Source organism: Actinocorallia populi, from assembly GCF_002995495.1.
GTDB classification, from domain to species: Bacteria; Actinomycetota; Actinomycetes; order Streptosporangiales; family Streptosporangiaceae; genus Actinocorallia; species Actinocorallia populi.
The window spans coordinates 49,833-61,734 of the sequence record NZ_PVZV01000008.1 but is presented as its reverse complement, the minus strand read 5'-3'; the positions used below and the strand labels follow the sequence as shown (position 1 = coordinate 61,734).

The following is an 11,902-nucleotide window of genomic DNA, read 5'->3' as shown; positions in this document are numbered from 1 at the left end:
CCGGCGGTCAGTGACCGATGATGTTGAGGTGCTTGCACGCCTTGACGTACTGCTCGACCTCGCCGCCGCCCAGGTAGCTCCACGGCAGTGACGACGGCCGGCCCAGCGTGCGCAGCAGGTGGTTGCGCGCGGGGCGGCGGGCGTCGCCCAGGTGGAAGGCCGCGCCGAAGAGGTTGTGCGCCTCCAGGGTCCGTGGATGGGGGCGGTGGCCCTCGTGCCAGCCGCGGGCCGCGGCCTCGACGTCCCGGATCTCCGCCTCGCTGAACCACGAGGACGAGCCCTTGATCAGCCCCGAGCGCTCCTGGACGAAGTACTCGAAGTAGGCGAGCGGGATCAGCGCGGCCCTGGGGTCCTCCCGGGACGACATGCTCATCGCCACCCGGGCGAAGTCGAACATCTCCTCGGCGACACCGCCCCACTGGGGCGAGAGGCTGATGATCCGGGCCACGTGCGCCCCGTACAGGGTCGGCCAGCGCTCGACCGCCCGCCGCCACAGGGCCTCCTTGTCGGCGGCGTCGGTCTCCAGGCCGAGGGCCAGCCACTGCATGGACTCCCAGGGCACGGGGTCGTCCGGGCACAGCTCCGCCGCGGTCTTCAACGGCTCCCGGGCGCCCTGCAGCGCCCGGGCGAAGGCCTGGTACCCCCAGGCCTGCTGCGACCGCGAGCGCGCGGTCGGGCGGATGCGCCACGCCTCCTCGATCAGGGTGCGGCCCAGCCAGAGGTGCAGGTCGGGGTTGTAGGGGTCGTGGGCGAGCAGCGCCTCGATGCCCCGGCTCAGGCCGGCCGCGGCCTTGGCCAGGTACTCGACGCGCAACGAGCGCAGTTCGGCGTCGGTTCGGGTCTCCCGCAGGGCGGAGACCGCGACTCTCAGGTAGCGTTCGCGGACGGCGTCGCAGGCCCGGTCCAGCACCGGATCCCGCCAGGGGCGCCCGCCGATCACACGGGCCGCGCGGGGCCGGTGGCCCCCCGTCGTCAGCGCCCGGTCAGCCTCCGTCACTCCCATGTTCTGGAGGGTAGGGAAGGACGGCGCAATGGTAGGTACCTGTAGGTAAATACCGTGTTAAGCAGCAACGCGCCGCCTACCAAAGCGGTCAAAGCACAACGGACCGCCCAGAAAGACGGCCCGTTGCGTTCGCACGTGTTCTAGTCGAGGTAGTCGCGCAGCACCTGGGAGCGCGACGGGTGGCGCAGCTTCGACATGGTCTTGGACTCGATCTGCCGGATCCGCTCCCGGGTGACCCCGTAGACCTTGCCGATCTCGTCCAGCGTCTTGGGCTGGCCGTCGGTCAGGCCGAACCGCATCGACACCACGCCGGCCTCGCGCTCCGACAGCGTGTCGAGCACCGAGTGCAGCTGCTCCTGCAGGAGGGTGAAGCTGACCGCGTCGGCCGGGACGATCGCCTCGGAGTCCTCGATCAGGTCGCCGAACTCGCTGTCGCCGTCCTCGCCCAGCGGGGTGTGCAGGGAGATCGGCTCGCGGCCGTACTTCTGGACCTCGACCACCTTCTCGGGCGTCATGTCGAGTTCCTTGGCCAGCTCCTCCGGGGTGGGCTCGCGGCCCAGGTCCTGGAGCATCTGGCGCTGCACGCGGGCGAGCTTGTTGATCACCTCGACCATGTGGACCGGGATGCGGATGGTCCGCGCCTGGTCGGCCATGGCCCGGGTGATCGCCTGCCGGATCCACCAGGTGGCGTACGTGGAGAACTTGTAGCCCTTGGTGTAGTCGAACTTCTCGACCGCGCGGATCAGACCGAGGTTGCCCTCCTGGATCAGGTCCAGGAAGAGCATGCCGCGGCCGGTGTAGCGCTTGGCCAGCGAGACCACGAGCCGGAGGTTGGCCTCCAGCAGGTGGTTCTTGGCGCGGCGGCCGTCCTCGGCGATCCACTCGAGGTCTTCCAGGTCCTCCTCCGACAGGCGGCCGGCCTCGTTGGCCAGCCGCTCCTCGGCGAACAGGCCGGCCTCGATGCGCTTGGCGAGCTCGACCTCCTGCTCGGCGTTGAGCAGCGGGACCTTGCCGATCTGCTTGAGGTAGTCCTTGACCGGGTCGGCGGTGGCGCCGGCCGCGACGATCTGCTGGACGGGGGCGTCCTCGTCGTCGTCGGTGTCGGTGAGGACGAAGCCCTCCTCCTCGGATGCGGCGGCGGCCGCGGGGGCCTCCCCGGCGGCGCGGGGCTTGGGCACCTCGGCCTGGGGCTCGTCCTCGTCGTCGGCGTCGACCTCGACGACGACCTCGTCCTCGACCTCCAGGTCCTCCAGCTCGATGTCCTCGAGCTCCTCGAGGTCCTCGACCTCGTCGTCCGCCCCGGCCTTCTTCGAGGACGCCACGGCCTTGGCGGCGGGAGCGGCCTTTCTGGAGCCGGGGGCGGCGGCGGTCTTCTTGGCGGCGGGCTTGGCCGCGGTGGCGGCCTTCGGCTTACGGGCGGCGGCGCGGGCGGGCTTGGCGGGCGCCTCCTCGGCGCCCTCGTCCACCACCGCGGTCACCGTCTCCGGCTTCTCCTTCGCGGCGGCCGCGGTCTTGGTCTTGGAACGGCGCGGGGTGGCGGCGGTCTTCCGCGGGCGTTTGGGCGCCGCGGAATCAGCAGCTGTCACCATGACGGTCACACCCTCCTTGCTGAGGCTCCGCAGGATGGCGGGGGCCTTCGACACCGGAATGTCGGCCTCCTCGAAGGTCCGGCGTACATCATCGGCCTCGATGTAGCCCTGCGTCCTGGCACGTTCGAGGAGCTGCTCGATAACAAGGTCGTGCAGCTCGGACGGCTTCGAGGTAGAACTGGCAGGCGACACAAATACCTCTCGAACGAACGTGTGGCTTCTACGGCCCGACTCCCGGGGCAGGGAGTGCGAACCTCAGGCCCGTAAGGGAAGGAGCATCGTACCCGGAGCCCGATAACACACCACCTTAGGGGGAGTCCAGTGGTCCTTCGTACGGACTACGCCGAGTTTCTGGGTGGAACATGGAGCGCGAGAACCGTGACGTCGTCGTCCTGGTCGTACCCCGCGAGCATCTGATCGACCAGGTAGTCGACCAGAATCTCCGGATCCCGCACTACTTCGGATGGGGCGTTCCCGGCTACCGCGACCAATTCGTCGAGGCCCGCGTCCACCCCGCGACGACGGTTCTCCACCAGTCCATCGGAATAGAAGACCACAGTGTTGCCGGGTTCCACGGAAAAACTTGACTGTTGTCGCTGACTGGGCCATCCCAGCGGGGTTCCGGGCTCGGCCAGGCCGAGCACCGGAGGCCCGTCGGTACGCACCACCAGGGCGGGCGGATGGCCGGCGTTGGACACCACGGCGGCGCCGGTGTCGGGGTTGATCACCGCGTAGGCGAGGGTGGTGAACTGCTCCTCGTCCTCGGTGGCGCTGAAGACCCGGTCGAGCCCGGCCAGCACCGCGGCCGGGCGGGGGTCGTTCAGGGCCAGGGCGCGCAGGGCGTTGCGGACCCGCCCCATCACCGAGGCGGCCAGCACCCCCTTGCCCATGACGTCCCCGACCGCCACCGCGAGCCGGTCGTCGGCGAGCTTGAAGGCGTCGTACCAGTCCCCGCCGACCTGCACGTGCCGGGTGGCCGGGTGGTAGCGGGCCGCCAGCTGCATGCCGGCGAGCTGGGGCAGGCTGTCGGGAAGCAGGCTGCGCTGGAGCTGCTCGGCGGTGTTGTGCTCCTGCTCGTACAGCGTGGCGCGGCCCACCGCCAGGGCGCACTGGCCCGCGAGGGCCTCCAGGAAGACCCGCTCCTCCTCGGTGATCTCCCGGGGGCGGGTGAAGGCGAAGCGCAGCGCGCCGATCGCCGAGCCGGCCATGAGCAGCGGCAGGCCCACCCAGGCGCGTTCGTCGGTGCGTTCCAGGTAGCGCTCGAGGTCGTCCTCGCCGCCGAGCTGGCGGCGCAGGCTGTCGGGCGTTCCGGCCAGGAACGGGCGGCTCTCGCGCACCGCCACCGACATCGCGGTCGCCGCGCTGACCGGGACGACCTGGGAGTTCTCCCCCTCCTGCTCGGTCCCCGGCGTGATCACGGTGAGCTTGAGGCGGTTGTGGTCCAGCAGCGCGACCGCCGAACGGTCGGCGCCGATCGCCGAGCGGCCCACCTCGGTGATCACCGAGACCACCTGGCTGACGGTCAGCGCCTCGGCCAGCATCGAGGTGGCCTGCTGCAGCCGCGCGGTGCGCAGCGCCGCCGCCGACAGCTGCTCGGTCAGCCGGCCGCGCATCTCGTCGGCCTCGCGCTGGCCGGTGACGTCGGTGTTGGCGCCGACCCACTCCACCACGCGCTCGCCGCGCTTGATGGGCACCGCCCGCACCTCGTACTGCCGGTAGGCGCCGGTCCTGGTGCGCACCCGGTAGCCGCTCTGGAAGGTGCGCTCGTCCTCCAGGCACTCCCGCCAGGAGGCCTCGACGCGCTGGCGGTCCTCCTCGTGGACCACCGCCAGCCAGCCGCCCTCGCGGTACTCCTCCAGGCTCTGGCCGGTGATCGCGCGCCACTCGGGCGCGTCGTCCACGGCGTCGCCGGACGGGGTGGCCACCCACACCACCTGGGAGCTGGCCTCCACCAGGGAGCGGTAGCGCTCCTCCTTGCGGCGGATCTGCTCCTCGTCCAGGCGCCGCTCGGTGACGTCGACGGCGATCAGGGCCACGCCCATCACCTTGCCGTCGGGCCCGTGCGAGGGGAACCAGCTCGTCGCCCAGCACCGCGTCACCGCGGGCTCGGCGTCGCCCTCGCGCGCGGGGAATCTGAGGTCCTTGTCGATGACGGCCCGGTCGGTGGAGACGACCTCGCTCAGGTAGCCGGCCACCTCCACGGCGGCCTCCTCGGCCAGCAGCTCCCGGGGCGTGCGGTCGACCAGCTCGTCGACGGGTCTGCCGAGCAGTCCCGCCAGGGTGTCGTTGACCCGGCGGCAGCGCTGGCCGGTGTCGAAGAAGGCGAAGCCCATCGGGGCTTCCTTGATCAGGGTCGCGAACAGCGCGGAATCCGAGGCGGCCAGGCCCGAGACACGTGGGCCGGGCACGGAAGTATCAGTGCTCATCGCCGCCACCTCCGGCGCCCCTCAGGCCTTACTGCGAGGCTCATGGTCATCACTATGGGTGAATGGGAGCAGGCTAGTGCTCCCGCCTCCATCACAACAGCGGTCGGAGTCAGGTCTCATCATCCCGGGGTCACCACGGTTTCCACAACCGTCTGCCCCCTTCGGCTCAGCCTGTAAGGAACACCCTATGCGTCCCCTTCTTCAGGCGTCCACGGTGCGAGCCGTCCCGAGATCCTAAGGGCTCGGCCCTCGCCGTGGCCCCTAACTCGCCGGTATCCCTTCCGGTCCCGTCGTTCCCGCCGCCGCTCACCCCGCGGCGGCCGCCTTGGCCGACCTCTTGTACTCGCGCACCCTGACCAGCGAGTCGGGCCCCGTGATGTCGGCGACCGAACGGTGCGAACCCTCTTCCCCGTAGGGCCCCGCGGCCTCCCGCCAGCCCTCGGGCGCCACCCCCAGCTGCTTGCCCAGCAGCGCCAGGAAGATCTGTGCCTTCTGTTTGCCGAATCCGGGCAGCGCGTTGAGCCTCCGCAGCAGCGTCCGGCCGTCCGGCACGTCCTTCCAGACCCGCTCGGCGTCGCCCTCGTGATGCTCCACGAGGTAAAGGCACAGCTGCTGGACCCGCTTGGCCATCGATCCCGGGTAGCGGTGGACCGCGGGCTTCTCCGACAGGAGTGCGGCGAACGCCTCCGGGTCGTACGCGGCGATCTCGTGCGCGTCCAGGTCCGGCCTCCCCATCCGCCGGGCGATGGTGAGCGGCCCGGCGAACGCCCGCTCCATCGGGACCTGCTGGTCCAGCAGCATGCCCACGAGGGCGGCGAGCGGGCTGCGGGCCAGCAGCGCGTCGGCCTCGGCGTCCTGGGCGAGTCTCAGTTCCGGCATGCGAACCATTATGGATCCCTTACGTGGGAGCGGACCCCATGGCCGCAGGGGTGTCCGCCTGCTGGAATGCGGGGGTGGACGAAAGAGACGGCGGAGGCTCCCCGGTCGGGCGCCGCATCGTGCTGGGAATGCTGGGGCTCGGCGCCTTCGGGGTCGCGGCGGGCGCGCGGTTGCAGCAGGGCGTGAACGAGGCGCTCGAGCCGATCAGCGGCTTCGTGCCGGGGGGAGGCGGGTTCCGTTACTACTCGGTGGTCTCCTCCGTGCGGGCGAAGACGGCCCAGAGCTACCGGCTGGAGGTCTCCGGGCGGGTCTCGCGGCCCCGCGCGTTCACCATGGCCGATCTGGCGGCGCTGCCGCAGACCTCGCTGACCCTGGACTTCCAGTGCGTGACCGGCTGGCGGGTGCCGGACGTGCCGTGGAGCGGGGTGGCGCTGCCCGACCTGCTGGACGCCTGCGGCGCAGCCCCGGACGCCAAGGCGCTGACGTTCACGTCCTTCGACGGGGTCTACACCGAGTCGCTGACCATGGAGCAGGCGCGGCGCCGGGACGTCCTGGTCGCGACGTCCATGTACGGCAAGCCGGTCACGCACGACCACGGCGGACCCGTCCGGCTCTACGTGGCGCCCATGTACGCCTACAAGTCGCTGAAGTGGCTGGGCGGCATCGAGGTCGTGGACGAGGTGGAGCCCGGCTACTGGGAGCTGCGCGGGTACGACGTGGACGCCTGGGTGGGCCGGTCGAACGGGCGGGACGATGCGCCGACTGCCTAGGTTCGGGGCGCCGGAGCGCACCGTCCACCACGCCACCGCCCTGCTGATGATCGTCTGCCTGCTCACCGCGGTGTGCCTCTACCTCCCCGCCGTCTCCACGCTCGTCGGGCGGCGGCACCTGCTGAGGACGATCCACCTGTGGGCGGGTTTCGCGCTGCCCGTCCCCGTCCTCCTCGGCTGGTTCTCGCGCGGCTTCCGGCAGGACCTGCGGCGCCTCGACCGCTTCACCCCCGTCGACCGGCAGTGGCTGCGCCGCCGCGACCGCCGCGCCGTCCGGGACGGGACCGGCGTGCTGCCGGTCGGCAAGTTCAACGCGGGGCAGAAGATCAACGCCGCCTTCGTCGCGGGATCGATCCTGGTGATGACGGCGACCGGGGCGATGCTGGCCTTCCCCGGCCCCTGGCCGGTCCCCCTGCGCACTGGAGCGACCTTCGTCCACGACTGGCTGTTCCTGGCGGTCGCCGTGATGACCTGCGGCCACCTCTGGTACGCGCTGCGCGACCGGGAGGCGCTGATCGGCATGGCCACCGGCTCGGTGCCGCAGTGGTGGGCGCGGGCGCACCACTCCGGATGGGCCGCGGAGGAGGCCCGCCGGGCGGGCGGCGCGGAACCTCTCCCGAACGAACGGCCTTCCGGGCGGGTTCGTCCCTAAGGATCCCTGGTCCGTGCGGGTAAGGTGGCTGAACGTGAGTCCGCGCCCCGCCGAGGAGATCTCCGGGATCTTCGACGACATGCTCCTGCACGCAAGGGAACTGCTGGCCGTCCGCAGTCCCCTGGACGCCGAGATGATCGTCAGCGAGATCCTCGGCTCCTGGTACGGGCACAGAGCCGCCAGCCGCGACGTCGAGGAACTCGTCGGCGAGGCCCTGCTGGAGTACGCCGCGCGGCGGGGCACCCCCGCCTCGCTGGCGCTGCTGGCGGGCGTGGCCGGCCTGGGCACGCCGCGGCAGGCGGCGATGGCCGAACGCGACGCGCTCCGGCTCATCGACGAGGGCGTCGCGCGCCCGCCGTGGGCCGACAGGGTCGGGCAGGTGCGGCCCGAGGAGTGCTACGTCTCCCGCGACGTCTACGGCGACCAGGACTCCGTCATCTGCACCTACACCTACGCCGGCAGCGAGCGCCACGCCCTGGTGGTCGTGGTCGACAACAACCTCGGCGGGCGCTGGGACGTGCCCTGCGAGAGCGGCCTCGTGCGGGACGCCTGGGTCACCTCCAAGGTCGACCGGCTGCTCGAGCACTGCCGGAACGAGGCCGCGGGCGAGCTGACGGAGTTCACCGCCCTGGACGCCGCGGAGGCCAGGGCGGTGCTGGAGCCGGCGCTCGCGCTGACCGCCTCGCTGGCCGACGCCCCCGTCAGCGACACCTTCGCCGCCTACCACGCGTTCCTGCGCTCGCGGATACGCGCGCTGCCGCCCGGCGGGCGCAGGCCGCCCGCGCCGGTCTACAGCGCCGACCGGCGGGCCACGCTCGCCGCCCGCTTCCTGGCCTCCCGCGAGGCCGAGGAGCTGTCGGACCTGTCGGCCGCGGGCAAGTGCGTGGACCGCGTCATCGACTACGGCTGCGCCCGCGACTTCGGCCGGCCTCTGCGGGTCAGCCCGGTCAAGTGCGAGATGTTCCTCCTGGACTGGCTGCCCCGCAAGATCTTCCTCACCCCGCCCGAGCAGGAGGCCATGCCGCACGTGCTGGCCGCCTGGGTGCGCTGGGCCGGGCGCCGCACCGGCCTGCCCGAGACGGGGGTCCGCGCCACCCTGGACGCCCTGTGGGACGCCACCCACAAGTTCGGTGAGGCCTACCGCGATCCGGTCACCTTCGGTCTGGACCGCTCCCTGGTGGAGAAACTCCTGCCCGACGGCGACCTGGAGGCATTGCCGCGCCGGGCGTTCGCGCTGCCGTTCCTGACCGGGTCGCTGGCCTCGCTCGACCCGGCCGACCCCGCCGACCGGCGGGAGCTGCTGGCCTTCGAGCACCCGGGCGCCACCGAGGCGGAGCTGGACGGCTACGAGCTGCTGGCGGTGCGGTTGTGGCGCGGCGATCCCCCCGACCTGTGGGAGACCGCGCAGCACCTGCTCGACCAGGGCGCCGAACGCCACCTGCTGGTGCACCGGCTGATGCTCCTCGTCGTCGAGCACGACGAGGACCGCCGTTCTCTGTGCGGAGCTCTCCGAGACCTGCGCGTCGACGGGCTTTAGACTGTGTCCTCCGTCCACCCCGTTTGCGCCGGGACGGACGGACCGAGATCATGCGCAGCAGGACCGGGGAACTCCCCGCGACGGGAAGTGGAGTTTCGCCTTGGAGTGGTCGGAGTTCGCCCAGCGGTTCGCCCTCGAGCTCGCGAACCTCGACCGCGACACCATCCTCATCGTCCGGGAGCGCGACGAGAGCCGGCACTACGTCCAGGCCATGCGCGAGCCCGACCGGCTGTACGCCGAGGCGGTGAGCAACAACTTCCTGGAGGGTCCGCTGCTGCTCGGCCCCTCCGACGAGGAGGTCCTCACCGAGGCGGGGTGGCGCCCGCCGACCCCCGACTGGACGCCCGCCAACTGGTGGACCGAGCTGCCGCCCGACACCGGGCCCCCGGGGTTCGCGGTCCTCGCCGACATGATGGTGACCGCGCTGCGCGACGTCCAGGGCGTCCGGCGGCCGCTGGACCTGGTGTACGAGTCCTTCCACCGGCAGGGGGCCGGGCTGATCGAGCTGACCGGGTTCGGCCTCGAGCCCGCCGACCCGCAGCGGATCGCCGACCGCAGGCCCAGCCCGATCGCCGCGCCGGTGAACGGCGCGCCGCCGCCCGCCCACCCCTCGCTGGAGGACAGGCTCGCCGACGCGCGGCTGCGCGGCGACCACCTGGCCTACTTCGACCTCCTGCTCGGCGCCGAGCTGCTGCTGCCTGCGGGCGGTCCGGGCGCCGAGGCCGCGGCGTCCGCGGAGTTCCAGACCGCGCAGCGCGACGGCGTCACCCACGTGCTGGCCTTCACCTCGGTGCAGGCGCAGGGCGCCGCCGGATACGCCGGGCTGCACCGCAGGACGACGTTCGCCGCGCTGGCCAGGTCCTGGCCCGACCCGTCCTGGCACCTGACCATCAACCTCGACCTGCCCAGCGAGATCCAGCTGGACGCGGCGATGATCCTGCGGCTGGACACGATGCACCGCGCGTCGCCGGAGACCACGCTGGTGGAGCCGGTCCCCGCCCCGCCGCCCGCTCCCGCCGTCCCCGCCCCCGCCCCCGCCGGCCAGGCGATCAGGCTGCCGCACGGCGCCCAGCTGTGGTCCGATCTCGGCCTGCTCGCGGTGTTCGACGCCGTGAGCGGCGGGTGGACGCCGGCCGGCCGGACAGCCTGACCGCCATGGACTGGGCGGAATTCACCGAGCGGCTGGCCCGCGAGCTGGCCGGCCTCCACCCGCAGATGGTGCTGGTGGTGCACCGCGCCGTGCAGGGAAGCCATTACGTGCAGGCGTTCCGGACCGGCGACAGCGTGCACGCCGAGGCGGTCAGCAGCGAGGTGCTCGTGGCCGACCTGCGCTTCGAGCCCCGCGCCGAGGAGCGGCTGGCCGAGCTGGGCTGGGAGCGGCCCGAGGCGTACGGGAACTGGACGTTCGACCTGCCGTTCGCCTCGCCCCCCGCGGCGTTCCGGCGGCTGGCCTCGATCATGGTGATCGCGCTGCGGGACGTCCAGGGCGCGGAGCGGCCGTCCGACCTGGCCTACGAGGCGTTCCGGGACACCGTCTTCCTCGACCTGGTCGAGCTGGGCCTGGCGCAGTCCGACCCGCTGCGGCCCACCGAGAAGCACCTCTCCCCGTTCCTGGAGCCGGCGCCGGCGCCCTCTCCGCCGCCCGAGCCGCCGCCTCCCGCGACGCAGACGCAGCCGCCGGTGTTCTCGCCGGAGGCGCCGCCCGCGCCGCCCGCACAGCCGGAGCCCGCGGGCGGCGTGCCGCTCCCGCCGCGGCCCGAGCCTTCCGTGGTGCCCGAGTCCGTGGTCTCCCACGCCCCCGTCCCGCCCGCCCCCGCCGTCCCGGCCTCCCGGCCCGAGCCCGCGCGGCCCCGGCCGAACAAGACGGCGATCCGGCTCGCCGAGGCCAAGGCCAACAGCGACAAGGAGGGCTATCTGGCGGTCCTGCTCGACGCCGAGCTGTACGCGGCGGGCACCGTCGTCTACGAGGACGGCGTCTACGTGCGGGCGTTCACCGCGCCGCCGCCCGAACCGCACCAGGCGACGGACCTGCGGACGCTCGCGGAGCAGTGGCCGCAGCCGCACTGGCAGCTGGCCATCGACGACGGACATCCGGACGCCGGCTACCTCGACCCCTTCACCATCGCCAGGGTCGGCCGCGCCCCGGCGCGGCCCGTCATGCAGAAGGTGTTGCCGCATCCGCTGGTCGTGCACTACGTCGAGGGGGGATACGACCGCGTGGCCGGGTACGTCCACCGGGTGTGCGACGTCCTCCAGCTCGTCACGCCCAAGCAGATGTACGCCGCGCTCGGCCTCGGCCACCGCGGCTCCTCCTTCTCCCCCGACGACGACTCCGTGCACGTGCTGCGCTGGCACGCCCCGTTCACCGAGCTGCTGCGCCCGCCGTACGGCGGGACGGACGAGGCGGCGCTGGCCGCGATGCCCGGCGGCTGGGTGGTCGAGCACCCGCCGTTCGACGGCACCGGGTTCGCGCCCGGCACCGGCCTGGCGATCCCCGAGTTCAAGGTCGACAGCCAGCGGCTGCCGCACGGCGCGGAGATCTACCGCTTCGACAGGTCGGGGCGGTGCGCGCTGGTCGCGCTGTTCGACGCCGACGGCACCCGATGGGTGGCGGTGTAGATGAGAGACGGCTACTACGCCCGCTGGCAGGGCGAGGAGTTCCCGTGCGGCCCTGCCCACGAGGAGGTCCGGTTGTACTCCGCCGACCCCCGGATGGGGTTCGTCGCGGCAGCGCCGGGCAGGTTCGTGAAGGTCGTCCCGGCCGCCGAGGTCGAGGAGCTCTGCTATGTGGTGACCCGCTGCCGCTGGCGGGACGAGCCGTTCGTCATCCTCGGCGAGCACGAGGGCTGGCTGCGGGTGGAGTACACCGGCGGGCGGGCCCCGGTCGCCGAGGCGATGGGGCTCGAGCACTTCGACCGGGGCGTCTACCAGGCGTGGGCGCCGGTCACCGAGGTGGGCGACGTCCGCGAGGAGGTGTACCGGTGACCGACCGGCTGGTCGCCGGGCCCGCCATGGAGCAGGGGAGGAGACCCACCGTCATGGACCT

The 11,902-nt window shown here is 72.4% G+C and carries 10 protein-coding genes; 6 read left to right on the top strand and 4 right to left on the bottom strand.

Annotated features, from left to right (window positions below; all coding sequences use genetic code 11):
- Nucleotides 1–7 precede the first annotated feature (7 nt).
- The 4 genes from C2865_RS29670 to C2865_RS29655 form a co-directional block, all read right to left on the bottom strand.
- Nucleotides 8–1,003 (bottom strand): hypothetical protein, encoded by a 996-nt coding sequence (locus C2865_RS29670; protein ID WP_106401925.1) that lies wholly within the window; start codon nucleotides 1,001–1,003, stop codon nucleotides 8–10.
- A gap of 140 nt (nucleotides 1,004–1,143) precedes the next feature.
- Nucleotides 1,144–2,784 carry an RNA polymerase sigma factor gene (locus tag C2865_RS29665; RefSeq protein ID WP_106401924.1) on the bottom strand — a complete coding sequence of 547 codons (1,641 nt, stop codon included), beginning with the start codon at nucleotides 2,782–2,784 and terminating at the stop codon, nucleotides 1,144–1,146.
- Nucleotides 2,785–2,930: 146 nt separating this feature from the next.
- Nucleotides 2,931–5,018, bottom strand: coding sequence for a SpoIIE family protein phosphatase (locus C2865_RS29660; RefSeq protein WP_106401923.1), 2,088 nt, complete (start codon nucleotides 5,016–5,018; stop codon nucleotides 2,931–2,933).
- 306 nt (nucleotides 5,019–5,324) lie between these two features.
- Nucleotides 5,325–5,897: an HhH-GPD-type base excision DNA repair protein gene (locus C2865_RS29655; protein ID WP_106401922.1), complete on the bottom strand. Its 573-nt coding sequence runs from the start codon at nucleotides 5,895–5,897 to the stop codon at nucleotides 5,325–5,327.
- Between the two features lie 74 nt (nucleotides 5,898–5,971).
- Here C2865_RS29655 and C2865_RS29650 point away from each other — a divergent pair, with 74 nt between their 5' ends.
- The 6 genes from C2865_RS29650 (at nucleotide 5,972) to C2865_RS29625 (ending at nucleotide 11,841) form a co-directional block, all read left to right on the top strand.
- A complete protein-coding gene (locus C2865_RS29650; protein WP_198653709.1) occupies nucleotides 5,972–6,667 on the top strand; it encodes a molybdopterin-dependent oxidoreductase in 696 nt (231 codons plus the stop codon).
- Entirely contained in the window at nucleotides 6,651–7,319 is a 669-nt protein-coding gene (locus C2865_RS29645) for a cytochrome b/b6 domain-containing protein (RefSeq protein WP_106401920.1), read from the top strand. Before C2865_RS29650 ends, C2865_RS29645 begins: the two co-directional genes overlap by 17 nt.
- Before the next feature lie 34 nt (nucleotides 7,320–7,353).
- Nucleotides 7,354–8,856 carry a hypothetical protein gene (locus C2865_RS29640; protein ID WP_332873397.1) on the top strand — a complete coding sequence of 501 codons (1,503 nt, stop codon included), beginning with the start codon at nucleotides 7,354–7,356 and terminating at the stop codon, nucleotides 8,854–8,856.
- Between the two features lie 100 nt (nucleotides 8,857–8,956).
- On the top strand, nucleotides 8,957–10,006 hold the full coding sequence (locus tag C2865_RS29635) for a TY-Chap domain-containing protein (protein WP_106401919.1): 1,050 nt from the start codon (nucleotides 8,957–8,959) through the stop codon (nucleotides 10,004–10,006).
- A 5-nt stretch (nucleotides 10,007–10,011) separates the two neighbouring features.
- Entirely contained in the window at nucleotides 10,012–11,475 is a 1,464-nt protein-coding gene (locus tag C2865_RS29630) for a TY-Chap domain-containing protein (RefSeq protein ID WP_157963949.1), read from the top strand.
- Entirely contained in the window at nucleotides 11,476–11,841 is a 366-nt protein-coding gene (locus C2865_RS29625) for a hypothetical protein (protein WP_106401917.1), read from the top strand.
- The last annotated feature ends 61 nt before the right edge of the window (nucleotides 11,842–11,902 follow it).